This is a genomic window from Colwellia sp. SU-HH01172 (genome assembly GCF_057553355.1).
In genome coordinates this window covers 922729-949728 of the sequence record NZ_BAAJMB010000001.1, presented here as the reverse complement: position 1 = coordinate 949728, position 27000 = coordinate 922729, and the positions used below count along the sequence as shown (strand labels likewise).

Annotated in this window: 16 protein-coding genes; 9 read left to right on the top strand and 7 right to left on the bottom strand. The window is 39.9% G+C overall.

All coding sequences use genetic code 11. The annotated features are described in order from the left end of the window. Nucleotides 1–40 precede the first annotated feature (40 nt). Nucleotides 41–2632: a bifunctional aconitate hydratase 2/2-methylisocitrate dehydratase gene (acnB, locus tag AC27JP_RS04190; protein WP_487112359.1), complete on the top strand. Its 2592-nt coding sequence runs from the start codon at nt 41–43 to the stop codon at nt 2630–2632. 306 nt (nt 2633–2938) lie between these two features. Here the strand turns inward: acnB and AC27JP_RS04185 are convergent, their stop codons facing one another. Further along, complete coding sequence (locus AC27JP_RS04185) at nt 2939–3538, bottom strand: hypothetical protein (protein ID WP_487112357.1); 600 nt, start codon at nt 3536–3538, stop codon at nt 2939–2941. A 235-nt stretch (nt 3539–3773) separates the two neighbouring features. Continuing rightward, on the bottom strand, nt 3774–4439 hold the full coding sequence (locus tag AC27JP_RS04180) for a substrate-binding periplasmic protein (protein ID WP_487112355.1): 666 nt from the start codon (nt 4437–4439) through the stop codon (nt 3774–3776). Nucleotides 4440–5065: 626 nt separating this feature from the next. Here AC27JP_RS04180 and AC27JP_RS04175 point away from each other — a divergent pair. The 4 genes from AC27JP_RS04175 (at nt 5066) to AC27JP_RS04160 (ending at nt 11283) form a co-directional block, all read left to right on the top strand. Next, nucleotides 5066–5446: a YacL family protein gene (locus tag AC27JP_RS04175; RefSeq protein ID WP_487112353.1), complete on the top strand. Its 381-nt coding sequence runs from the start codon at nt 5066–5068 to the stop codon at nt 5444–5446. Nucleotides 5447–5596: 150 nt separating this feature from the next. Continuing rightward, nucleotides 5597–6865 carry an efflux RND transporter periplasmic adaptor subunit gene (locus AC27JP_RS04170; protein ID WP_487112351.1) on the top strand — a complete coding sequence of 423 codons (1269 nt, stop codon included), beginning with the start codon at nt 5597–5599 and terminating at the stop codon, nt 6863–6865. Further along, nucleotides 6865–10020 (top strand): efflux RND transporter permease subunit, encoded by a 3156-nt coding sequence (locus AC27JP_RS04165; protein WP_487112349.1) that lies wholly within the window; start codon nt 6865–6867, stop codon nt 10018–10020. The genes AC27JP_RS04170 and AC27JP_RS04165 overlap by 1 nt, the downstream gene beginning before the upstream one ends. Nucleotides 10021–10209: 189 nt before the next feature. Continuing rightward, complete coding sequence (locus AC27JP_RS04160; RefSeq protein WP_487112347.1) at nt 10210–11283, top strand: WD40/YVTN/BNR-like repeat-containing protein; 1074 nt, start codon at nt 10210–10212, stop codon at nt 11281–11283. Between the two features lie 2 nt (nt 11284–11285). On the opposite strand, the gene AC27JP_RS04155 is transcribed toward AC27JP_RS04160, so the two are convergent. From AC27JP_RS04155 to rapA, 3 genes are all read right to left on the bottom strand, one after another. After that, nucleotides 11286–12326 carry a DUF3530 family protein gene (locus AC27JP_RS04155; protein WP_487112345.1) on the bottom strand — a complete coding sequence of 347 codons (1041 nt, stop codon included), beginning with the start codon at nt 12324–12326 and terminating at the stop codon, nt 11286–11288. A 228-nt stretch (nt 12327–12554) separates the two neighbouring features. Then, nucleotides 12555–13238, bottom strand: coding sequence for a bifunctional tRNA pseudouridine(32) synthase/23S rRNA pseudouridine(746) synthase RluA (gene rluA, locus AC27JP_RS04150; RefSeq protein ID WP_487112343.1), 684 nt, complete (start codon nt 13236–13238; stop codon nt 12555–12557). A 24-nt stretch (nt 13239–13262) separates the two neighbouring features. Next, nucleotides 13263–16175 carry an RNA polymerase-associated protein RapA gene (rapA, locus tag AC27JP_RS04145; RefSeq protein WP_487112341.1) on the bottom strand — a complete coding sequence of 971 codons (2913 nt, stop codon included), beginning with the start codon at nt 16173–16175 and terminating at the stop codon, nt 13263–13265. A gap of 518 nt (nt 16176–16693) precedes the next feature. Between rapA and AC27JP_RS04140 the strand changes: the two genes are divergently transcribed. Next, nucleotides 16694–18073: a PhoH family protein gene (locus tag AC27JP_RS04140; protein WP_487112339.1), complete on the top strand. Its 1380-nt coding sequence runs from the start codon at nt 16694–16696 to the stop codon at nt 18071–18073. Between the two features lie 183 nt (nt 18074–18256). Continuing rightward, entirely contained in the window at nt 18257–21535 is a 3279-nt protein-coding gene (locus tag AC27JP_RS04135) for an ATP-binding protein (RefSeq protein ID WP_487112337.1), read from the top strand. Between the two features lie 7 nt (nt 21536–21542). Here AC27JP_RS04135 and AC27JP_RS04130 read toward each other — a convergent pair whose 3' ends face one another. Beyond that, nucleotides 21543–22502, bottom strand: a complete 960-nt coding sequence (locus AC27JP_RS04130; RefSeq protein ID WP_487112335.1) for a hypothetical protein — start codon at nt 22500–22502, stop codon at nt 21543–21545. A gap of 154 nt (nt 22503–22656) precedes the next feature. Between AC27JP_RS04130 and AC27JP_RS04125 the strand changes: the two genes are divergently transcribed. Continuing rightward, on the top strand, nt 22657–24435 hold the full coding sequence (locus AC27JP_RS04125) for an acyl-CoA dehydrogenase C-terminal domain-containing protein (protein WP_487112333.1): 1779 nt from the start codon (nt 22657–22659) through the stop codon (nt 24433–24435). A gap of 315 nt (nt 24436–24750) precedes the next feature. Next, complete coding sequence (locus tag AC27JP_RS04120) at nt 24751–25479, top strand: response regulator transcription factor (protein WP_487112331.1); 729 nt, start codon at nt 24751–24753, stop codon at nt 25477–25479. Between the two features lie 400 nt (nt 25480–25879). Here the strand turns inward: AC27JP_RS04120 and AC27JP_RS04115 are convergent, their stop codons facing one another. Then, on the bottom strand, nt 25880–26539 hold the full coding sequence (locus AC27JP_RS04115) for a hypothetical protein (RefSeq protein WP_487112329.1): 660 nt from the start codon (nt 26537–26539) through the stop codon (nt 25880–25882). Nucleotides 26540–27000 lie beyond the last annotated feature (461 nt).

Below are 27000 nucleotides of genomic sequence, written 5' to 3'. Positions count from 1 at the left end.
TAGATAAGGTTAGTTATCACTAATAACAGAGGTGAACATCGTGCTGCAAAATTATCGTAAACATATAGAAGAACGCGCCGCAGAAGGTATTGTACCTAAGCCATTAGATGCAGAACAAACTGCCGCTTTAGTTGAATTGGTTAAAAACCCACCGGCAGGTGAAGAAGTATTGTTAGTTGATTTATTAACTAATCGTGTGCCTGCGGGCGTTGATGATGCTGCGTATGTTAAAGCGGGATTCTTAGCTGCGGTAGCAAAAGGTGAAACTAGTTCAGCTATTTTATCGGCTGAAAAAGCCACGGAATTACTCGGCACTATGTTAGGTGGCTATAACATTCAACCTATGATTGACTTACTAGACAACGCAGCGCTTTCAGCAATCGCCGCTAAAGGTCTGTCAAATACCTTACTTATGTTTGATGCCTTTTATGATGTTAAAGAAAAAGCAGAAGCGGGTAATGTAGCGGCGAAACAAGTTATGCAATCTTGGGCAAACGCAGAGTGGTTTACCTCAAAAGAGAAAGTTGCGGAAAAAATCACTGTTAAAGTATTTAAGGTAACCGGTGAAACTAACACTGACGATTTATCACCAGCACCCGATGCATGGTCTCGTCCTGATATTCCATTACACGCGAAAGCCATGCTTAAAATTGAACGTGATGGTATTAACCCTGATGAAGATGGTGTTGTTGGCCCCATCAAACAAATTGAAGCGCTGCAAGAAGACGGCATTCCACTAGCTTATGTTGGCGATGTAGTTGGTACAGGTTCTTCTCGTAAATCTGCAACTAATTCTGTTTTATGGTTTATGGGGGAAGATATTCCTTGTATTCCTAACAAGCGCAGTGGTGGTGTTTGCTTAGGTGGCAAAATCGCGCCAATTTTCTACAACACTATGGAAGACTCAGGTGCATTACCGATTGAGTTAGATGTACAAAAAATGCATATGGGTGATGTTATTGATATTTATCCATACGAAGGTGTAGTTAAAAATTCGGCGGGTGAAGTAATTTCTGAATTTGAACTTAGCCCAGTGCTATTAGATGAAGTGCGTGCGGGGGGGCGTATTCCACTGATCATAGGTCGAGGCTTAACTAGTCGTGCACGTGAAGCATTAGGGCTAAAAGCGACTGATTTATTTGCGAGCCCAGTTGCCCCAGAAGCTTCTACGAAAGGATTTACTTTAGCGCAGAAAATGGTGGGTAAAGCTTGTGGTATTGACGGTGTTCGTGCGGGTCAATACTGTGAACCTAAAATGACCACAGTTGGCTCTCAAGATACTACCGGTCCTATGACTCGTGACGAATTGAAAGATTTAGCCTGTTTAGGTTTTTCTGCTGATTTAACTATGCAGTCTTTCTGTCATACCTCAGCTTATCCTAAGCCTGTTGATGTTATTACTCATCATACCTTGCCTGATTTTATGATGAATCGCGGTGGTGTTTCACTTCGGCCTGGTGATGGTGTAATTCATTCTTGGTTAAACCGTATGTTATTGCCAGATACCGTTGGTACTGGTGGTGATTCACATACTCGTTTCCCGTTAGGTATTTCTTTTCCTGCTGGCTCTGGTTTAGTTGCATTTGCCGCAGCGACAGGAGTTATGCCACTTGATATGCCTGAATCAGTTTTAGTGCGTTTTAAAGGTGAAATGCAACCAGGTATCACCTTACGTGATTTAGTGCACGCTATCCCTTATTACGCTATTAATAACGGTTTATTAACGGTTGAGAAAGCGGGGAAAGTTAATGAGTTTTCAGGTCGTGTATTAGAAATTGAAGGTCTTAAAGGCTTAACAGTTGAACAAGCATTTGAGCTTTCTGATGCTTCGGCTGAGCGCTCTGCCGCAGGTTGTACCATTAAACTTGAAGAAGAAGCGGTTAAAGAATACTTAACCTCTAACATTGTCATGCTTAAGTGGATGATCAGTGAAGGTTACGGTGATGTTCGCACTATTACCCGTCGTATTAACGGTATGCAAGCATGGCTAGCTAACCCTTCGTTAATGGCAGCTGATGCTGATGCAGAATATGCTCATGTTATTGAAATTGATTTAGCCGACATTAAGGAGCCAATTGTTTGTTGCCCTAATGATCCTGATGATGCGAAATTATTGTCTGAGGTGGCTGGCGTTGCAGTTGATGAAGTCTTTATTGGTTCATGTATGACTAATATTGGCCATTTCCGCGCCGCAGGTAAGTTAATTGACGGTTTCGGCGGTTCGCTACCAACTCGCATGTGGGTGACACCACCGACTAAAATGGATAGTGCACAACTGAAAGATGAAGGTTATTTTAATATTTATGGTAAAGCTGGCGCTCGTGTAGAAACCCCAGGTTGTTCATTGTGTATGGGCAATCAAGCACGGGTAGGTGATAATACTACCGTACTGTCTACTTCAACTCGTAACTTCCCTAATCGTTTAGGTAATGGTGCAAATGTTTATTTAACCTCAGCTGAGCTGGCTGGGGTTGGTGCTATCTTAGGTAAACTGCCTTCGCCTGCTGAGTACATGGAATATGCATCGAAAATTGATGCCACAGCAGCTGATACCTACCGTTATTTGAACTTTGATAAAATGGATGAGTACACAACAAAAGCAGAGAGCGTAATCTTACAAGTAGAAGCTTAATTTGAAAATTTCTAGTCGCTTGTTGAAAAAATAACGTCGTTAGAAGTGCTCAGTTGGCTGCTAATATAAGCAATTAAGCTGCGCGCTTCTTCCCTGTTCTTTATCCACCTAGCTTAAAGAAAGTATTCAAATATATTCTTCAATGCCATTTTTAGTGGCATTTTTATGTTCTGGACTGTGCATGTTAAGGCTTATCTCAATGGTTTTCTCTTTTGAACTATTAGTGATATCTTAGCGCTTTGATTAAAAGTCAGTTTTTACTTCTGATTAAAACTAGAACCTATATCCAGTTAGGCAGTATCATAATTACTTACCCAGCTTGGCTTTTACTTTTTTCATGTGTTCTCGAAAGCTTTTATCAAACTTAGATTCACCACAATTAAAGTGCTGAGTTGAAGATCCTTCACTGAGTCCGTAAACACTCATATCTTGGGTTATAGAGCAGGTACCATCATCACCTTTAGTAATGGCGATTCCTGAGCCCATATTTTTGGTATTTTTTTCGCGTTCTTTTTCTTCATCTTTTAACGGGACAGAATGAGGTACCGTTTTAGGTTTGCTATTAAAGACTGACGGCGGTTGGTAGCTTTGATATGAGCTATCAGTCGGTGCGTTGGCACTGCTATTAAGCTTACTGCGTAATCTTTGAAGCTGTGTAAAGCTATCTAATTTCTTTTTTGGCGCTAGCGGTAAAGGGGTTGGCAACGATTCTTTGGGCTGAGATGGTGTTGGTGGCGGCGTCTTTTCTGCTGTATTACTTTTTTCATTGTCAGGTTTTGTTACAGGTAATGGCGGCACTATTTTCTTTGTGGTCTCTTGCGTTTCTTTTGGTTCCGGTACTTTTTCTAAAATCTTATTTTGCAGCAATTGTTCTCGCGCAGGTTGTTTATTCGACTCTTTTGTCACAAGTGATTCCACTTTTGGCGCGTGATATAAAAAACTTTTAATGGCTTCTGTTTTTTTGGGGGGAAGTTTTAGTGGTGTCGTTGCTTGAGTTAAGACAATAACAATGACAATTATTAAGTGGATTAATAATGAAAAAATGACTGCTGTGTAAGTTCCGTTTCGCACAAATATGATATAAATAAACTTCTTATAGGTAGTAGATAGACGCTGTAATGGCTGGGAAGTTCAAATGAAATTAGTTACTTTTCTTGGTGTTGCTAATTATCTTTTGCATCTCGCCATTATCAAATAGCGCTTGTAAGGAATGAGATAAGTTTGTGATTTCTGTTGCTAGTGGGGATCTCTTGGAAATAGCAATGTAAGAGCCGACTCCTTTGTCATAGGAAAATTTTGCTAATTTAATTCCGGCTGAATAGACATTTTTATCCACTAAAGGGGTGATGGATTCTTCACGCTCTAAAAAAGTATCGATACGTCCTTTTAACAGCATGTCGATCAGCTGTTGATGGGTCGTTAAGGGGATTTTGCTGATTTGTGTGTCGTGATCAAATTTATCAAAATATGACGCACCACGTAATACGCCTATTCTTAAAGGCTGCAAATCTTCATAGTTATCTAAAACTATGTCATTACTGGTGCGTATGTAAAACCGTAACGGTAAGTGTTGTATTTTAATTGGTGGAGTAAGGTAAGTTATAAACTCTTCTCGTAAAGCTGTTTTTCTTACCGCAATAATCATATCTGCTTGGCCAGCTTGCATTAGAGAAAAACAACGCGCAATGGGGCAGTAAACAAAGTGAGCTTTTTTGCCTGCTTTAGCCGCTAGTGCTTTGCCAATTTCAATGTTTTCACCAACAAACTCACCATCGACAATGTCTGAAAATGGCGGTTCAATATGCATTGCTATGTTTATAGTCGGCTCTTCATTCGCAATAATTATTGGTGAAAATGCCATAAGAGTATAAAAAATAGCGTTAATAAATTTTTTAATAACTAAGGCCTCGTGCTATATCAAAGGTCAGATGGCTTTGAAAACAAAAAATGTAAACTTGCCGCAGCTATTTTATCAGTTTTACGCTTTAGTCTCGTGATAAAACACTACGATTTGCTACAATTAGGTTAGGGGCTGTTGATCTTTCAGTTTATAACTCTGTTGCATTTGAAAAAGCTGACTATCAAGGCACTTAATGTAAAATCTGGTTATTCCAAATGCACATTAAGTACAGGTTATTAGTTCTAAACATAACCTAAGTATCTACATCCATGTAGGCAACACTGAGAGGCAATTTTTCACGGCAACCCTAAGGGCTATGACTAATTTTCAGCCTAACTTCGTTGAAAAACGTTAAAGTAGCACAACTACATTGCACGTTTTTCGCCTTGTTATCTTTAAAATTAGTCGATAGCAGAAACAAAAATGAAAGATCAACAGCCCCTGGCATTATCTAAATATATAAATGTCTCTAATTAATATAGTAGATTTTCAAGGATAGGGCTTTCTATCGCATTTTTCAGTATGAGGTATTTATGGAATATCAATTTATCGACGATCCTATTACGGGCACTGCAATAGCCCGATTTTCACTTGAGCACGAAGTTATTGGTCCATGGCTAGAGGTTGAAGTGGGCACCAACCCAACTAAGTTAGCGCAGCTATTATCAGCTATGAATGATATTGAGCATGATAAACAATCTGAAATTACTATTACCGGTAGCGAATATAGTGTTAGTTTTAGCCGAGGCGACGTTACCGTGCAAACCAATGCCAGTATGAATGGGGTTGAGGTGTTACCTGAGGCGCTAACCGATGAAAATATTGATTTTGACCAACAAGACTCATCTTCCTGTGGCAGTGAAGACTTTCGTGAGCTGCTGCTATCGTGGGCAAAGTTTGTACAAAAATACTAAAATTAAAGATTAATGAGTAGTTAGTAATATTTACAATTATTTACTGGCTTAACACTTGGTTAATAACTGTTGCTAAGCTACTATATTTCTTATGTTTTGGCATTTAGCCAAGTTAGTAAAAAATCAAAAAATATTCATAGAGAATAAATCATGAGTTCCGCATCAGAGAATAATAATAAAAAAGCCCGACGTATGATCCCATTACGTTATGTCTTGACCCCAATTGCCATCATCTTAATCGCTGTTGTTGGTTTAATTATTGTGGCGGCTTTAGCACCGAAACCCGCTAAAAAGCCTGCCATTATAAAAGCCCCTCTGGTTGAAGTGCAAAGCATTGAAAGACAAGATATTCGCTTTACAATCGCTAGTCAGGGTAGTGTTTCTCCACGCACCCAAACAAATTTGGTCTCTGAGGTATCAGGACAAATTACCTCGGTAAATGACAAATTCAATGTCGGTGGTTTTTTCCAAAAAGGGGAAGTGCTACTGAGCATTGATGACATCAGCTATCGTGTTGGTTTATTGCAAGCCCAATCAAGGCTTGATGCCGCAAAAGCGGTATTAGTTGAAGAGCAAGCGCGAAAAGAACAAGCAGAAGATGAGTGGCTATTAACCGGAAAGACCCTATCTGAAGCGCCAGTACTTGCGTTACGCTTACCACAATTACAAAAAGCTAAAGCTGATGTGAAAGCGGCTGAAGCCGATGTGATTGACGCTGAGGTGAAACTTGCCCGTACTCAAATACGAGCACCGTATGATGCCATGATCAAAGAGAAGCAAGTTGAAATTGGACAATATGTTTCGACAGGCTCTACGCTAGCGATGACATTTGCGGTTGATTATGCGGAAGTCAGACTACCTATTAAGCAACGCGATGTTGAATTTTTGAACTTACCTAAAATTAATCAATTAGAAAGCAGCGGCTCGAAAGTGGATATTTTTTATCAATTAATGGGGGCACAGCACCAGTGGCAATCGAATTTAACGCGCTATGAAGGTGAAGTTGATAGTCGCAGTCGAGTGCATTATGTTATTGCTCAAGTTGATGATCCCTACAGTGTTTTATCAACCAGTGAACACCATGAATTACGCATCGGTACTTTTGTTAATGCCAGTATTTCCGGCAAATTAGTAACTGATATCGTCGCCATACCTCGTGATGCTCTGCACGGCGCCAATAAACTTTATTTGGTGGATGATAATAATAAGCTTCATATTCAAGAAATTAGTGTTTTACGTAACGATGCCGACTTTGTTTACAGTCATGATACGTTTGCATTAGGACATAGATTAATTACCACACAAATGGAAACGCCTGTTGAAGGCATGACTTTGCGTATTGTTGGTGAAGAAATAAATGACCCAGCAGCTGAAATCGCAAGTCAACCAGAGTTAGCAGAGACGCAAGGTGAAGACTAATGCGAGAATATAACGCTCCTGCCAATGAGGAAAAATTAACCGGTATTATTGCTTGGTTTACCCATAATAGTGTGGCCGCAAACTTGTTAATGGTCTTCATTTTAGTTGCAGGCTATTTTTCCTATCAGGGCATTAATAAAAAAATGTTTCCTGAATTTAACCCTAACAGCATTCAGGTGATGGTACCGCACTTAGGGGCGGCGCCTGAAGAAGTTGAGCAATCAGTAATTCTTAAAGTGGAAGAATCACTGGAAGATATTGAAGGTATCAAACGCATAACCGCAACCGCCCAAGAGGGCATTGGCATAGTGACGATAGAGCTGCAATCGGGCTACTCAATGTCAGAAAAGCTTGATGAAGTACAAATGCAAGTTGATGCCATTACCACCTTTCCTGAACAAACTGAAAAGCCCATTATTAGTAAACAGGAATTTAAAGGTCAGGTAATGTGGCTGTCGGTTAGCGGTTCAATGGATAGGCGTGCTAGGCAAGTTATGGCGCAAAATATTCGTGATGAAGTTATGGCCTTACCTAGCGTTAATAGCGCTGATATTGTCGGTAGTCGTGACTATGAAATTAGTATCGAAGTTTCAGAAGAAAAATTACAACAATATCAACTTACCTTTGATGAAATTACACAAGCAGTAAGAAGTTCTTCCGTTGACTTAGCTGGCGGCACGATAAAAACTCGTGGTGGCGACATTTTATTGCGCGCTGAGGGACAAGCGTATACCGGCCAAGAGTATGGTGATTTAGTATTAAGAACTGATAGCAATGGTACTCGGCTGTTATTGGCTGACGTTGCTAATGTTAAAGATGGTTTTGTTGAACAGGAAGACTTTGCAACTTTTGATGATGAAAACACGTCAAGTATCATGGTGCAATCAACCGGTGATCAAAATGATCTGGAAATTGCGGCGCAAGTGCGCAGTTATGTTGATGAAAAAAATGATCAACTGCCTGAAGGGGCAAAATTAACGGTTTGGGGCGACAGCTCGTATTATCTTTCAGAACGTCTCGACATGATGATCAACAATATGTTGATGGGGGCTTCATTAGTCTTTATCGTGTTAACGCTTTTCTTGAGGATCAAAATTGCCTTTTGGGTAATGTTAGGTATTCCCATTAGCTTTTTCGGTGCGTTATTAATGATGCCACTGCTCGGTGAGTGGTCGGTATCTATCAATATGTTAAGCCTTTTTGCTTTTATTATGGTGCTGGGGATTGTCGTAGACGATGCCATCGTTATTGGCGAAAGTGCCTATGCCGAAATAGAGCAATACGGTCATTCTCGCGACAATATTATTCGTGGCACTTTACGCGTAGCTATGCCGGCAACATTTGGTGTACTCACCACCATTGCCGCATTTACTCCTTTGTTATTTATTGATGCTAGTTTTGCTGCTTTTTTTCGGGCAATTTCGATTGTAGTCAGCTTTTGTTTGGTGTTTTCACTGATCGAATCTAAATGGATTTTACCTGCCCATTTAGCGCATATGAAATATGTTCCTTTAGTCGAGGAAAAAGCTAACTTTTTAGAGCGTTTTCAAATGCGTTTTAAAGAAAAGTTAGATAACTTTATTCATTCAGTATACAAGCCATATCTGGAAAAAGCCTTGGTTGCTCGCTATAACACTATGGCGGCATTTATCGCGATTTTAATTTTATCTATTGGCTTAATTGTCGGCTCATTTGTCAAACTTGAAGTTTTTCCGAATATCCCCAGTGATTTTATTCAAGGCAATATTACTATGGTTGATGGCTCTGCAGCGCATCAGCGTAATAAAGCTATTGAAAAGGTTAAGCAGGCAATTGAAACCGTTTCGCAGCAGAATAAGTTTAATGGCGTTAATTTTGTTAAACATGAAATGATTTTTACCAATGGCAATACCAGCGCTAGTGTACTTTTAGAGTTAGTAAAACCGGATCAGCGCGAGTTGAACGCCTATGAAATTGAAAAGTTATGGCGTGATGAAATAGGTGAAATTCCAGGAACTAAGGAATTACGCTTTTTTGCTGGTACTAATGCTGGCGGCGGTGCAGCAATAGAATTTCAATTGACTGGAAAAAATGATGTTGAACTAGAAGCCGCCGCGGAAGCGATTCAAGCCCAGCTTAACAGCTATGATGGTGTCTATGATGTGCGACATTCTTTCAGTCGAGGCAGTCAAGAAATCAAACTTAGTATTAAGCCTGAAGCTGAAGTGCTAGGTTTGAATTTGTCGAGTTTGGCGAAACAAGTACGACAAGCCTTCTATGGCGATGAAGCTCAGCGCATTCAGCGTGGTCGTGATGAATTGAAAGTGATGGTGCGTTACCCTGAGTCGAGTCGTTTATCGGTATCTGATTTGGAAGATATGTGGATTCGAACACCGAATGGCGAACAAGTACCATTTTATCAAGTAGCGAATATAGAAATTGGTCAAGGCTTTTCAACCATAACCCGCATTAATCAAAAACGTTCAATCACTATTTCTGCCGATATTGATAGTGAAAAAGTTGAATCGCGTAAAATCGTGACAGAAATGAATGAGACTTACTTGCCGGAAATTTTGGCCGATTATCCAAGTGTGCAATATGGCATTGAAGGCGCAAGTAAGGATCAAGCTGACTTTCTTTCTCAACTTGGCTTTGCAGCAATCGGTGCTTTGTTTTTAATTTACGGTTTAATCGCTATACCGACTAAGTCTTATAGTCAGCCGTTAGTGATCATGTCAGTTATTCCGTTTGGTATTATTGGCGCTATTATCGGTCACTGGTTACTTGGCAGAACCATTAATATGATGTCGATGTTTGGTTTTATCGCGTTAACGGGCGTTGTGGTGAATGATAGTTTGATCATGGTCGACTTTATCAATAAAGCAAAAGGCTCAGGCATGCGTATGATTGATATTGTTAGCCAAGCCGGCACTCAACGCTTTAGAGCTATTCTGTTAACCTCTCTAACGACCTTTTTTGGTATCTTCCCATTGTATTTTGAAGGAAGTTTGCAAGCACAGTTTATTATTCCAATGGCCATTTCATTAGGTTTTGGTATTGTATTTGCGACGGTGATCACCTTGTTTTTGATTCCAGCCCTGTATCTTATTAAAGAAGATATCGCTAATTTATTTAGACGGCGTCAGGCACAGAACATAGAGCCGACTCACTATTAGTGACTTAATATAATTGGGTGATTAAACTGGCTAAATTCAAAGCGCCGCTTGCAACATGACTTAGTGTTGCAAGCGGCGCTTTTTTATTGCTAAGGTGATGAAAAACACCATACAGGTTTAGTGCTTGATAATATTATTAAAAATCGTAATAGTAAGCGTAGATATTCAGCGCAATTAATGAAGGCCTTAATGTTAAGTCGAACCATCAAAATTTTTTCTTATAGACAGCTATTATTATTACTTTTAGCCAGTTTTTCATTTTTATCGACGGCCGAAATTGAAGCAAAGTGGCAACGGGTAGATATCAACAAGAAGGTATCTCTACGAGGCAGTGCTGTCAGCGGCAATGCCTTGTGGGTTAGCGGCAGTAATAATAGCGTTTTCGTCAGCCAAGACAATGGTATTACTTGGGCAGAACGCTCGGTAAAAGCGTCACCGAAAACCGACTTTCGTGATATTGCTTTGTTTGATAAAAACACTGCCATTGTTATGGGGGCAGGTGAAGGTAGTCAATCAGTTTTATATAAAACAACTGACGCCGGCAAAACCTGGCAAGTATTGAAACAAAATAAAGACGCCAAAGGTTTTTATGACTCGATTGCCTTCTGGGATGAGCAGAGGGGCTTATTGCTAGGTGATCCTGTTGATGGTTTTTACCTGGTTGAAAAAACTCAAGATGGTGGCAAAACTTGGCGGCGTATTGCTAAAACGAAGTTACCAATCATGTATGATAAAGAGGCCGCTTTTGCAGCCAGTGGTAATACTATTATTACTGGAGAAAATGGTAAGGCATGGCTGACTACCGGTGGCTTTTCCGCCTCGGTATATTACAGTGAAGATTTTGGTGAGAACTGGCAAAGACAAGCTGTGCCTTTATTTGATGATACGCAAACCGCCGGAGGTTATGGTTTAGCACTAAATCATGAGCAACAAGTATTTGTTTTAGGCGGCGATTATCAGCAAAGGTCAACTCGCTATAACAATATTGCGACCTTTATCAAGGAAACGTGGCAGCGAGTTGCTGCCAAACAACGGGGGCTACGTACGGCCATGAGCTGTCTTAATGAGACTTGCATTGCAACCGGAAAAACCGGCAGTGACATCTCTATTGATGGCGGTAAAACCTGGCAAGCATTTGACGATAAAAACGCCGCTGAGGGGAGTCGTGGCTTTTACACTCTAGCCAGCGGCAAAGACGTCATCCTCGCGGCTGGTGTCGATGGTAAAGTTGCTGTTTATCTTAAACCTCAACAACATAGATAGTTTTACCAGCCGATAGATTTAAGCCAACCTATTATTTCTCGGGTTAGTGAATGCTTTGGATAGTAAGCGGTCACTTGGTTGCTGAGCTGTTTTTGCCGAAAGTAGACTTTCATTTCATTTTTAGCGCGATCTTTCCTGTTTTTGGCATTAGCTAGTACCAAGTGATGGTCACGCTTTAAATATAAATCGAATACCGGGTAGTCAGAAATAGCCACTTGCTCAGCGAGTGTGGCATTTTCAGTTATGGTTGGCATGTAACTACTCAACATGATTATGGCACTTGGTGGCTCTATTAGCTTACTTTGCACCATGTCGACCATTAAGGCGGCATGTTGTCCTTCGGCTATCGTTATAATAGCTCCAGGATAATTTTTTGCTTTCTTGTTAAGCTCAGTCACAATTGCCGATAATGTTTGCTTATAGTCAGTCAAGCTTGTTTTATCTTGCTCTAAACGCTCTTCTGCAGTTAATGCTCGTGACGGATAGTTTTCTAGCTGGTGCGGCGGATGTAAAGTAAGAATAGTCCATCCATGCTCGGGCATATTCTGACGAATTTGCTTAATGGCGCTTGGACTAGCGGCACTTTGTTGCCAGTCGGGAATTAACATTATCACGCCTTTATTGATTGCGGTCTTATGTTTATCCGTCAAGATAAGAAATTCATCAGTACCAACTAACATAGCGTCAACATTATCGTTTTTAATATAATGCTTTATATCTTGCTGTTGCTGCTTAAAGGCGTCTACCGGCGCGTTTATTATACGTTTAGTTTGCTTTTCTTCAGTGGCTTCTGTGCTAGTGTTAGCTTCGTTGTCAGCAACATTTTTGTCGCTTGTTTTGTTCTCATTTTCGTTAATATTGCTTGAGTTTTCAGTGGCTGATTTCTCATTGTTTGTTTTAGCCGCGTCACTTTCAATTACTGGTTTTTCAGTGTTAGCTGCTTTTTCTTGCTCAGCGGCGATTGCTGCTGTGAAGAGAAAGTTAAGGGTCAGGCAACAGACGATTATGATTGAATTTGACGTCGTTCGAGAAAGTGCAAACAAATTGAGAGTCCTTAGGATAAATTAATACATAACCTGAACTTGGAATAATGAAAACATAACTATTTCAAAGTATTATCAACGCTGAAACAACGTAGAAATAGGTTTTAATAGCGCTGCTTCAGCATTTTGCTTATCTCGAGCTCAGGTTACATAGCAAGATTTTCTATTGTAACTATTTTATCGACGAGAATCTTGTTTGCTTTAGCATCTACTCCCAAGTGAGGTTAGTTAATCAAATGGGCAGGCTTTTGAAAAGGTTAATACTTGTTGTGAAATCGGATGGCTAACTTCTAACATTTCAGCATGCAGTTGCAAGCGATTACTGACGGTTAATGCTTGTGCATGCGCATAAAGGCGATCACCTAAGATAGGGTGGCCTAGTGCCAGCATATGCACTCTTAGTTGATGAGAACGTCCAGTAACAGGAGTAAGTTCTACTAAAGTGGTTGTTTGGCCATCTATGTTGTCGCGATAATCGAGCACCTTGTAATGGGTGAGTGCCTTTTTGCCGTGCTCATAGTCGACTTTTTGTTTTGGGCGATTAGGCCAATCACAAATAAGAGGTTTTTCTACAGAGCCCGCTTTATCAGATACTTTGCCAAAAACGCGGGCAATATACCGCTTTTTTGTTAAACGCTTTTCAAACTGTCGGCTGATATCAACATGAGCGGGTTTGTTTAATGCCATTAAAATAATACCTGACGTTGCCATATCTAAACGATGAACCACAGTCGCAGTTGGTAGCACTTTCATGACTCGGTTTTGCAGGCAATCTTGATGTTCAGGCAAGCGCCCAGGTACCGTGAGCAAACCACTTGGTTTATTAAGCACAACCAAGTCATTATCTTGATAAATAATATCAAGATACGGTGACATGGGCGGCTGATAAATAAAGTCTGGGTTAGCACTCATTTCAATAGATCCTTAATTCATTTGCTATTGGCTAACGACGATTAAACGAATCGCTTCAAACTTAATTAGTGCTTTTTCAATATATTCCGCTAAAGCAGATTTTTGCATGCTAATAAAGTCAATTTCTTGTTGGCGGACGCTTGGGTTAATTGCTTTTAGCGCCGTTAAACGTTGATGCTCTTCATCCATTGCCGTTTGCATACTTTGCAGTGCTTTTTGTTGAATAGTACTCACTTGTTGTTCGGCGTGCGCTTCGGCTTTAGTAACCAGCGGAGTAACTTGGCTTTTCAGTGCTTTAACCAACTGTAATGCCACCTGTTTTTTCACTGGAGACAATTGTTGATCTAATACAGCTTCACTGACTTTATCGGCCAAGTCATTGCCACTTTTGTCAACCAAAATTCGAATAGGTGTGGTTGGCAAGTAACGGCCAAGTTGTAAGTTACTCGGTGCAATGGCTTCTAAAGTAAAGATACATTCGAGGAAAAAAGTGCCCGCTGGTAATGCGGGGTTTTTCAAAAGTCCAATGCTGGCATTGCCGATTTCATCGGAAAGCACTAAGTCCATGGCGCCGCGCACCATAGGATGATCCCAAGTGATAAGCTGATAATTCTCACATGCTAAGGCGGTATGGCGATTAAAGGTGATGGTGGTGCCATCTTCTGGTAAGCACGGAAAGTTGCCGGTCAGCATATGTTCACTAGGTTGCAGGGCAATAGAGTTATCAGCTTTATCGTCTTGTTGAATACCAAAGACATCTAAAATTTGAAACATAAACTGTGGTAAGTGAATTTGTTGATCAAGTTTTTCGATTTTCTCAACTAAGGCATCAGCTCGACCTTGGCCAGAGGAGTGCAGTTCAAGTAGTTTATCACGGCCTGACTCTAAATCTTGTTTGATTGCTATGTGTCTTTCGTGACTTTGGTTGATAAGTTGCTCTGCCTCAGCAGACTCCCAATTAGCACTGAGTGCTAATTCAAACAGTTTTTCGCCAAAGGATTGATAAACCGCGTGGCCGGTAATACAAGTATGCTCAAACGCATTCAGGGCATGTTTATACCACTTAAATAATAAGCTTTGTGGTGAATCTTCAAAGAAAGGTACGTGTAATCGAATAGTTTCTGACTGACCAATACGGTCTAAGCGACCAATGCGCTGTTCAAGTAAATCTGGATTGCTCGGTAAATCGAATAATACTAAGTGGTGAGCAAATTGGAAATTACGTCCTTCACTACCAATTTCTGAACACAATAATACTTGTGCGCTGTCTTCATCTTGTGCAAAGTAAGCTGCTGCACGGTCACGTTCAAAAATACTTAATCCTTCATGGAATACTGCCGCGCGAATACCTTCTTTAACACGTAGCGCAGTCTCTAAGTCGATAGCGGTTTGCGCATGAGCACATATCACTAATACTTTTTCTTTTTTAAGCGATTGCAGTAAATCAATTAAGTAGTCGACACGTGGGTCAATATCATACCAATCTTCATGGCTGTCTAAAGAAAACAATGTTTCTGGCGTGAATAGTAATTTAGCTTGCTTGGTGGTTTTTAAGTCTTCAGCCGTACCAGACAATAATAATTCGTTAATAGATGTTTGGTAGGCTTCAGGCATAGCAAGAGCCGTGGCATGCAGTTCACGCTTTGGGAAACCTTTAATGGTATTACGACTGTTACGGAATAAAATACGGCCTGTGCCGTGACGATCTAATAATTGCGATAAAATGTGCTGGCGGGCGCTGTTTTGTTTCGCTTGGTCTGTTTGATTTATATCGACGATATGTTCGCTAACGTCCGCCTCTTTTAGTAAAACGGTTAAGGTGTTAATTTGCTCTGGCGTTACCGCTTCATTGGCCACTAAAGTGTTCGCGGCATCAGCAACTTCGGTGTAATGCTGTTCTTCTTCGGTAAACTTTTGGTAATCGAAGAAGCGATCTGGGTCAAGCAGTCGTAAACGAGCAAAGTGACCTTCATGGCCAAGTTGATCTGGCGTGGCGGTTAGTAGCAGTACCCCTGGAATAGTTTGTGCTAGTTGTTCAATGCACTGGTATTCAATACTGGCGTTATCTTGTTGCCAATTTAAATGGTGCGCTTCGTCTACCACCATTAAATCCCATTCTTCTGCAATTAAGGCTTCGTACCAATTTGGATTTTTTGTCACAAATCCTAAGTTAACTAGTACCAATTGCTCGGAACTAAATGGATTATCATATTCACCGTTATTTGAGGTTTCTTGACAACGACTTTCATCAAAAATACTAAACTGCAAATTAAAGCGGCGTAACATTTCCACTAACCATTGATGCATTAATGATTCTGGCACAATAATAAGCACACGTTTGGCACGGCCGGTAACTAGTTGCTGGTGAATGATTAAGCCAGCTTCAATGGTTTTACCTAAACCGACTTCATCGGCTAATAAAACTCGCGGTGCAAAGCGGCTGCCGACTTCTTCGGCGATATATAATTGGTGTGGTATTAAGCTAACGCGACCGCCGCTTAAGCCCATTAAATCTGATTGTTGCTGACTAAATTGGTGGTGTAAACAGTCTTTACGCAGGCGGAACCAATCTAAGCGATCGATTTGGCCATTTAATAATCGGTCGTGTGGTTTATTAAATTTAATGAAATGATCTATCATCACTTCTTTTAATGAGCAGGCTTCACCTGTGTCTTGTCGAATACCGTGGTAAGTCAGTAAGTTGTTTGATTCTTCAAAAGACTCAACATTAAGTAACCAACCTTCATGGCTTGGTATGTTGTCGCCTTCGTTAAATATTACTCGGGTCAGTGGGGCATTATCGATGGCATATTGCCTAGCATCACCAGTAGCAGTAAAGACGATAGTAACAAAGCGACCTTCGACAGCGGTTACTGTCCCTAGTCCTTGATCTGACTCACTATCACTAATCCAGCGTTGTCCAGGGTAAAATGACATAGAAAAACTCCAACTTAATAGCTTGCGCTATAAATACACGACCAAAAAAAGGGCGCTATAGTACCGTTAATCATAGAAGCGATCATTAAATAAATCCGAAAAACGTGACTTTTTTTGCTTAAAAATAACAGATTGGAGTTTGGGAGAATTTGCTCAGGAGAGCTAATTAGCATAACTACCTACAATGTCATAAATTAATCTAGATAAAAAGCTCTTTTTTATCAAATAAAAAATTGAAATTTTAGACGATAAAGTCACTTGCTTGCGGTTAGATAAACTGTCAAAGTGGAAGAGAATACTAAGTGGCTTAATTCACATTATCCATTGGTATGAGTTTGTGTTGTCAGGATTGCTAGCACAAACGACTTTACTGCACTAACAAGTAGTAAAAAGAAATAAAATTGTTTTGGTTAGATGAGTTATCAACTTTTAGTGGTTTCTGGCAGCATGTGCTTTAGTGATTACTTTATTGAAGCTAAGTGTGCTGTGGAACCTTCAACTTGGTAAAGGATTTTCATATGACAGCAGAAAAAATAATTTACGTTTTAGACACCAATATCTTATTACACGAACCCTTCGCTTTTCTCTCTTTCAAAGAGCATGATGTTGTCGTTCCGATGACAGTATTAGAAGAATTAGACTCAATAAAAGACCGCAATAAAGACGTTAGCAGAGACGCCAGAGTGGCAATACGGGCATTAGAAGATACCTTAGCAAATGCTTCTCCTGAAGAGGTGCTTGCCGGTGTTAAGTTACCGGAAAATGATGAACAGCATCCCAGTGGTTGTTTATCTATCTTCAATGATTACGCACTCGATGAAGATAAAGTCAAACTCTCTTTCAATGAAAATGATAATCGCATCATCAGTACCGCTATTTATCTGCAAACCGAAAAGCCACAAAACAAAGTGGTATTAGTAACCAAAGATATTAATATGCGCTTAAAGGCAAAGGGGGCAGGTTTAGCCTTTGTTGAAGATTATCGTACTGATCAGTTGATAGATGATATTCAATTTTTAACCAAAGGTTATCATCAATTTGATGGTGATTTTTGGCAACATGTTAATGAGTGTGAAAGCGAAACCGAAGGCCGAACCACCACGCATTATATTAAACGAGATTTACTGCCCAGCAGCTATATGAATGAATACTTTATTGATGAGGGCGAGCACTTTGCCGGTAAAGTCACGGGTTGGGACGAAGAGAACTTAGCGATAACTGATTTAAGCCGTGAACGTTTAATGTCAAAACAAGCTTGGGGTATTCACCCAAAAAATATTTACCAAGGCATGGCAATGGATGCCTTACTCGACCCAAATATTGATTTAGTGATCCTTACGGGGCCGGCTGGTTGCGGTAAAACCCTGCTGGCGTTGGCATCGGCATTAGAGCAAGTAATAGAGCGTGGTTTGTATGATAAAATTATTGTCACACGCAGTACACCAGAAATAGCTGAGTCTATTGGCTTTTTACCTGGCACAGAAGAAGAGAAAATGGCGCCTTGGCTCGCTGCTATTACCGACTCGCTGGAAGTATTACATAAACAAGACGAAAATATGCATGGCAGTCTTAATTATATTATGGACAAGGCTAATATTCAGTTTAAGTCTGTTAACTTTATGCGCGGTCGTAGTATTCAAAATGCCTTAGTGTTGCTCGATGAATGCCAAAACCTGACCGCGTCACAGCTAAAAACCATCATTACACGGTGTGGCGAAGGCACTAAATTGGTGTGTTCAGGCAATTTAGCGCAAATTGATAGCAATTATTTGACCGCAGTAACTTCAGGTCTCACCTACATTGTGGAAAGATTTAAAGACTTTCCCGGTAGCGCCACCATTAACCTTAACGGTGTTGTTCGAAGCCGCTTAGCATCATTTGCTGAAGAAAATTTATAACCTGTAAATATCTAGATGATATTAGCCGTATACATAGGTTAATATCATCGGGTATCATTTCTGCACTATTTAGGTTGTTAACGTTAGTGAAAATTAGCGTTAACAACATGAATATATCAATAATAAGGCATAAGCCAATTTGCTTAATTTTCCATAATAATAACGTATAAGCTGGGCGCGATCGTGTTTACTGAAGGTTCAAAAGAACAACTATTTCAACGATATAATAAATCTGTTATGGCAGTTTTTGCTACTATTATGCTGTTGACTTTTATTGTGACCTTTTATCGCTTTTATTTGGCTCGTTTAGTGCAAAATGACAATAGGATCACTGAATTATCAGCGCAAGCGGCGCAATTAAATAGCCGCTTAACCCGTACCGTTGAAACCTTAACGGGTATGAGGGAATTGGCGGAATATTATTTACAGTTTCCCGAAGAATTACCCAGTAAAATGCCTGAGTTACGACAAGATGGTAACTACTTTTATCTTAATAAATCGAGACAAAGCCTAGCGAATCAATCTCGTATACTGTCCGGTAATATTACCGGTATTGGCAGAATTTCCAACTTTAATTCGTCATTCAAAAAAGAGCTGATCATGGCAAATGCCCTGACCCCGGCATTTGTTACCGCGCAAGAATCTATCTCAGAAGCCAACTGGCTATATTATATTTCAATGCGCCGTTTCGTAAATTTATATCCTTGGGTGTCACGCAGTGTTTGGCAATATAGTGATCAAAGCTTAACCAATAGTTTGATGTTGAAGATTCAGACCGCAAAACATAGAGATGATAAGTTTTGGTCACGACCTTATGTAGATTCTGCAGGTAAAGGACTAAATGCGGCGCTGGGCATGGGGGTATATTTAAATAACGACATGCTGGGTGCTGTGCTTATCGATATTAATACCGCAGGTTTATATGACTATCTTCCTAAAGTGCTCGATGATGACCACGGCTATATTATTGTTGATAAGCACAGCCATGTCTTGCTACATAAGAAAAATGATAATTTGACCTTAAGCACCCGCACAGCATTTAGCGAAACGGCGCCAGAGCGATTAAATCAATTAAGCTATCAATCCTTGCTTGATATTGAGCCTAGCTCAGAAATTGGTGATTGGGTATTACAAAGACAAATGTTACCGGTAAACGACTGGGTGCTATTGGAATACCAAAAGAAGTCGAACTTTTATGCTGCAATAAATTATCGTTTTCTCGCCATATTTGCCGGGTTATTTATCGGTTTGTTAACCTTGTTAGTGATTATTTACTATGTGACCCACCGCACGTTTATAACCCCTTCGAAACAATTTATTAGTCATATTGAAAATTGTTCTGCGGGCGACCCGGGTAAAATTAAGCCGCCGGATGAATGGCGTCATTGGTTTAAAATTGTTGAAGATTTATTTGGTGAAAATCGTAGTTTATTTCAGCGCTTGAAAGATCAAAACATCGAACTGGATTTAAGAGTAAAAGAAAAAACGCAGGCATTGCTTAACAAAAGTGAACAGCAGCAACGAGATTATGCCTTGTTACGTTCGGTAATGGACGCGATTCCTGATTATATTTTTTTCAATGATCAACAAGGGCATTTGATTGGTTGTAATCAAGCGGTTGAAAAGCTGTTATTGCAAAAAGAAGTTGATGTTTTAGGCCGTAACATCAAAAGCTTTATTGCTCAAGCATTGGGGGATGTTGTCTCAGACAGTATCTATGCCAATACCCAAGTCATGATTGAAAAAGTTGAGCAACAAACGATTTCGACAATAAACGACACCTATGAGGTTTATCGAGCGCCATTTTTTGGTGAGGAAAGCCTAGCTTTAGGTAATATTATTTTAATTCGAAATGTTAGCCAGCAATATGAAATTAACCAAGCATTGCAGCGAGCGAAAAACCAAGCAGAGCAGGCTAACAAAATAAAGAGTCAATTTTTGGCCAATATGAGTCATGAAATTCGTACCCCTATCAATGCAATTCAGGGGATGTGTTTTCTATTGCAGCAAAGTCAGTTAAATAAAGTTCAAGAGCAATATTTATCAAATGCCGAAATGGCATCTAAGAGCTTACTATTTCTTGTTGATGAACTATTAGACTCGGCAAAAGTTGAGTCGGGTAATATGTCAATTCATCTCGACAACGCAGAAATTGAGGAGATTGTTTCTCAAGCGATCAATCTAAACATTTCTTCAATCCGAGATAAAAAATTATCTTTTAATGTTTCTATTGATAGCGCAGTGCCATTGCGATTAAACACCGATAGTATGCGCTTAGTACAAGTTTTGAGTAACTTGCTCAATAATGCGATTAAGTTTACTGAACAAGGACAAATTGACTTATCTGTGAGTGTGGAAGCTGGCGTTGGTAATGCTGAAAACTCAAGCCAGAGCAGAATTTTATTTGCGGTAAAAGATACTGGAATAGGTATTGATAAGTCCAAACAAGCCAGTTTGTTTGAAGCCTTTAAACAAGCAGATGAGTCAATGACTCGGGAGTATGGTGGCACAGGTTTAGGCTTGTCTATTTGTCAGCATATTGCGCAATTACTCCATGGTGAGATAAGTATTGAAAGCGAGTTAGGTGCTGGTGCTGAATTTACCTTAGCAATACCCTTGGCATACGCCACAGGTAGTGCAATGTTTCCCGATGGCATACAGTCGCTTAGGCAGGTCTTAGCGAACTATTCGTTGGTGAGTTTTGCTGTTGCTATTCCGGCAAGTTTACAGCAAAACTTGCACGACATTGAGCAAAATATTATTGCGATAGAAAACATTAAAGAACTGAAACCGCTAAGTGAAAATTCTAATAGCATATTGTTGCTTGATAGCTCACATATCCAGCATGGTTTTAGTGAGCATGATATGGAGATAATTAGCCGAAGCGTTGCTATTGTTGCCTTATGTCAGCCAATTTCTAGCGCGATCTCTAAACAACTGCTTGCTCAGTTTAGCAACTATAATATTCCGTATTTACTCCTAGAATTGCCGCTGTACCGTCAGGCTATAGTGAAAATAGCGCAAGAAGTTAATAAATTACCATTAATTACCAAACATCAAGAACATGCTCCAGTTACAGCTCAGCCAGAAGCATCGTTAGCGGCTATGCGAATATTACTGGTGGAAGATAACTTGGTGAATCAATTGGTGGCAATTAAGCTGCTAGAGTCAATGCAAGTTAAGGTTATTGTCGCCAATAATGGTCAAGAAGCATTAAATATTTTGTCTCAGGAAAAAGTAGATTTGGTGCTGATGGATATTCAGATGCCAGTGATGGATGGTTTAACCGCAACTCAACATATTCGTGCCCAGCAACAATTTAATGACTTGCCTATATTGGCCATGACAGCACACGCGCGTGAAGAGGATAAGCAGCAGTGTTTAGCGGCGGGAATGAATTTACATTTAGCTAAGCCTATTACCCTAAAAGTGCTACGAGATAGTATTTTGTCAGTTATTTAATAAAATATTATGACTCTGAGTTAGCAAAAAAGGGCTCGGCATAATAGCGACCATTACGTATGGCAAATTCAGACTCGGCTGATATTTCACCGACATTCATCAATGCCGGTCCGGTTGGCTCAGCTAAAACATATTGCAGTCCATCAACATCAATGGTCAATTCATCGCCCTGAGCGGGCATATTAATCGCCAGTAATGCATGGTTGTCGATAAAGACGAGCATCATTTTAATGCGTGGCATTAACGATCTAAAAATGGCGGCAGTTAATGTCACTTTGCTGTCACAGTCACCTTGGTTCTCCCATAATGTTCTTAACGGAGGGTTAAAGCCTGCGCCACTGGAGGATACTCTAGATTCTAAGGTTGCATATGGAATATTTTGCACAAAGCCCAGTACATAGTTACTGACTTTACGGACGTTTTGTATTGAAACTCTATCAAGGATAAGTGGCTTTAAAGGTTTAAAATCAAGCACGGATTCTTTTGCAATACGTGCATGATCTGGTTTAATCGCCAAACTACGATCATAAGACCTAAATTGCTGATAAAAATTATTGTGTAAATATTCTTGCAGCAAATCTTTTTCAAGTTTTCCAATACTTTGAAAAGCCTGATCAAGCGCTTTTTGATCTTGGCTTTTTAGCTCAATTTGCATTTCATCGCCTGCGCCTAGAAACGAAACATGTACGCCGGCTGTTTTTTGTTGACTGAGTGATTTCTTAATACCTTGGTCAACATACTTTTTGGCATGGCTGGCTTTATAAGCTTTAAAATTTCTGAAACGATCAAATAATAGTTGTTTTTCAATGGCAAAACTTAACGATTGCATTTGTTGATTTTGATCTTGCCACTGATAACTAAATTGCACGGTATTATCGACAGTTTCTTTAGTAAAACTAAGTTGTTTGGCTGACAACGAACCATGACAAAATAAAACTAAAATAGTAGACGCAGCAATAAATTTCACAACAAACCTTATAACTCAAATGCTCACAGCACAAGCTTACTTTAAATTTTACTTGCATGCGAATTTCTAGTTAGCACTTTACTTTTACTGTGTTTAATATATATTCAAACAACTGTTTTAATTATTTGTTTCAATCGTGCGTTCGGAGAAGATGATGGCTGACTATCAAGTGCCCTTAAGAGATATGAGTTTTTTATTGTATGACGTATTTAAGGCTGACCAACTTTGGCAGTCATTACCTACTTTGGCAGAACGCGTTGATAAGGAAACCGCGGAAGCTATTTTGCAAGAGTGCGCAAAAATAGCCGAGCAAGAAATTGCCCCGTTATCACGTAATGGTGATGAAGTAGGTGTCAGCTTTGACGACGGCAGAGTTTCCACGGCACCCGGTTATAAACAAGCTTTTGACACTTACGTTCAAGGTGGCTGGACATCATTAGGTGGCGAACCTGAATTTGGTGGTATGGGTATGCCTAAAATGCTTACCGCTTTTCATGAAGAAATGCTCTGTTCTGCGGACATTTCCTTTTCATTGTACCCAGGCTTAACTGCGGGTGCTGGCTTATCGTTAGCCAAGCATGGCAGCGAGGAGCTAAAAAATCGTTACTTAACTCGCATGTATGCAGGGGACTGGAGTGCGACTATGTGTTTAACAGAGTCACATGCAGGTACAGATCTTGGCATGATCAGAACCAAGGCAGTTCCCCAAGAAGATGGCAGTTATTTAGTGACCGGAACGAAAATATTTATCACCGCTGGTGAACATGACTTAACCGACAATATTGTACATTTGGTGTTGGCGAAATTACCAGATGCACCCGCCGGGCCTCGCGGAATATCACTATTCTTAGTGCCAAAATTCCTAGTGAATGAAGATGAGTCTTTAGGTGAGTTTAACCATGTAAGTTGTGGCTCAATAGAACACAAGATGGGGATTCATGCCTCCGCCACTTGTGTGATGAATTTTGATAGTGCAAAAGGCTACTTAGTTGGTGAACTAAACAAAGGCCTTGCCTGCATGTTTACTATGATGAATTTTGAGCGCATAGGTGTTGGTATTCAAGGGCTAGGTGCTGCGGTACGTTCGTATCAAAATGCGTTGGAATATGCAAAAGATAGAATACAAGGACGCTCGCTTACTGGCGTGAAGTCACCTGATGCTCAGGCAGACTCATTAATGGTGCATGGTGATGTTCGTCGAATGTTATTAAATATGAAAGCGATGAATGAAGGTTCACGTGCGCTTTCTACCTATATTGCGATGCAACTTGATATTGCCACCTATGGCAGCGGTGAAGCGCAACAAAAAGCGGAGCAGTTAGTGGCATTAATGACGCCGATAGCGAAAGCGTTTTTTACCGATTTAGGTTTTGAAAGTACCGTCGCTGGACAGCAAATTTTTGGTGGTCATGGATACGTGCGTGAATGGGGTCAAGAACAATTGGTGCGTGATACTCGTATTTCGCAAATTTATGAAGGCACCAACGGTGTGCAAGCTATGGATTTAATGGCGCGAAAAGTGGCTGGCAGTAAAGGGCAATTAGTCAGTGTATTTATCGACGAAGTAGAAAATTATATTTCGCAATGTACATCAAAACAGATGCAAGAGTTTATTCAACCGTTAGCGAGTGCAACCGCTGATTTAGCAAAATTGACGCAAGATATATTAGCTTCGGCGCAAAGTAATCCTGAAGAATTAGGTTGTGCTGCTAACGATTACTTGCAGGTGTTTGGTTATACCGCAATGGCATTTGTTTGGGCGAAAATGGCCGAAGTTTCATTTGCTGCCGATGAAAGCAGTGCATTTCATCAAAGTAAACTTCATACCGCACGTTACTTTTATGCTCGATTGTTACCACGATGTAACTCGCTAATAGCCTCAGCAAAAGCAGGTAGCCAAGCAATGTTTGATATGTCAGAGGAGTTATTTTAAGCGTCTTGCCTAATTTTTCTTCGAACGAGCCAATTCGGTAAAATGAATTGGCTTTTTTTTGCAAAAAAACAGGTAGAAAAGTTTATTACAGGGTAAAATTTACCGAACAGCTCGTTTGGTTGCGCTCTTCATAAAAGTCATTGATACAACAAACTAAATTCTCTAGGTCAATAGCGTTTACCCATCCTAAATCAAGGTCTTTTGTATGTCGGTTACATAATGTTACTGTGGTAGCAACATTATCATACCTTATTGTAGCTGTTAGACATTTATACTTTGCAAATCGGACTTGCCAATTTTTTTGTGGAATAGATTATGTTTGGTTTGAAAAAAGAAACACCTGTTGAAAGCAATATGAAAAAGATATTGCTTATCGAAGACGATCGTATGGTCTCGAATTTAATTAAATCCTTTTTAGAAAAATCTAACTTTATCGTGCATCAAGTCTTTCGTGGTGATTTAGCGCGAGATGCAATTGGTCAATTTAAACCCGATTTGGTGATTTTAGATATTGGGTTACCTAAGTTAGATGGTTTTCACGTTTGTCATGAACTTAGAGAAGTATATGATGAGCCGATTATTGTGTTAACGGCACGTGAAACCGATGAAGAACAAATCAGTGCCTTCAAGTTAGGTGCCGATGATTTTATTACTAAACCTGTGTCGCCGAATGTACTAAAAGTGCGACTTGATGCCATGTTACGCCGCAAGCCCGCGAAAGAAGAACGGCCATTACATGCCATTAGGGTTGGCAATATTGCTTTATATCCACAAGCCAATAAATGTGAAATTGATGGGCGACCAATTCGGTTAAGCTCATTTGAATTTCAGTTGCTAGCCTTGTTGTTACGTAACGTTGGTCGAGTAATGACCCGAGACGCAATATATAATGTACTGTTAAATCGTGAATATAATGGTGTTGAGCGCACGGTTGATGTTCGGATTTCAAAACTACGTGATAAATTAATCAATGACGGCATGCAATGCGCCCGCATAGAAACGGTGTGGGGCAAAGGCTATATCTTAAATGAAACTGCCGGTTAAGCGAAAAGTACTGTAGCGATTACTTTGGTGCAACTGACAAGTGATAGATTAAAAAAGGCCAATTTTATTGGCCTTTTCTGTTTTTACTCCCACGCTAATAGTTGGTCATTGAAGATCAACAGCTTCTAGGGTCTGTTGATCTTTCAGTTTATAACTCTGTTGACCTTGAAAAACTGGCTATCAAGGCACTTAATGTAAAATTTGGTTGTTCCAAATGCACATTTAGTAACACTGAGAGGCAGTTTTTCAAGGCAACTCGAAGAGCTATGACTAATTTTCAACCTAACCTCGTTGAAAAACGTTAAAGTAGAGCAACTACATTGCACATTTTTCGTCTTGTTATCTTTAAAATTAGTCTATAGCAGAGGCAAAAATGAAAGGTCAACAGACCCTATTAATACTAAAATGAGTAGGTTGTACCAATGAGAGCCATTTTCTGGGCTTTTTCTTCTCGCAATAACGTGTTGTTTTTTTCGCTGGTTAAATGGCTTGTTGTTACGGCACCAATTAAACTCCAATGATTTGATAAATCAAAGCTGCCAATAAGTCCAATAGTTGCACTGGTTGATTGTTCATTGTTAGCAGTGTAAACCGCAGGTTGTAGCCGCGACTCTATATTAATAAAGCTTGGGGTTGATTTAATACTTTCAATACTGGCGGTGACCGATATATCAAAGCGGCCTTTATTGACAACACTATAGGCACTATGCAAAAACGCTTTGAAACTATGTTGGTTAATATTGCTTGCTCGGCTATAACCGGTTTCGGTACGAAATCGGCCGAATTGATATAATTCATGTTGAGATAAAGTTAACGCTAATAGCTGCTTAGATAGCAATGTGGCATGATGATTTGATAGTACGTAATTATTTTTTAAACTGTACAAGCCAGTTTGAAATCTTAAGTCTATTTTTTGCTGTAAATGCTTCATCTCATCAATGGCAAATAGCTCTTCTAGCTGCTGGTTATTGCTAGCACCATTAATACTTAAAGATGCATTTTCAATTGTCGATAGTTCCGATTCTTTAAAAGAACTTAACGTCGGGGGGAAACGAGGCATTTGCCTTGTTGCCTTGTCTAATATTGTTTTAGAAGCATTGCTTGCAAACGATGGCTGTTGCGCATAGCTCATACCGCTACATAGAATTAGTAGAAACAGTATGCTGTAACATAAGCTGAAGGCTGAAACCGATCTCATATTATCCCCTTTACGTACTAAATTTACCTTAAGGCAAGTTTGAAAACTGCGTAAAAATTGGTGTGGATGCGCTTGTTATTATTTTCGCGCGATAATTTAACTATAGACAATGAATTGCTCGCCGCGAGAAAAAATAATTATTTTTCCGTTTCCGTATTAATTTAGATGCTTTTATTGCTGTAGAGGCTAGAATGTTAATTATCTTTAAAAAAGCTAAAACTCTTTAAATTTCATGGGCTATTATAGTTTTTATCGTTAGTCCATGATGAGCTTTGGAGTTAACAGCATTAACAGAGAATGTATGTGAGTCTATAAGAACCTTG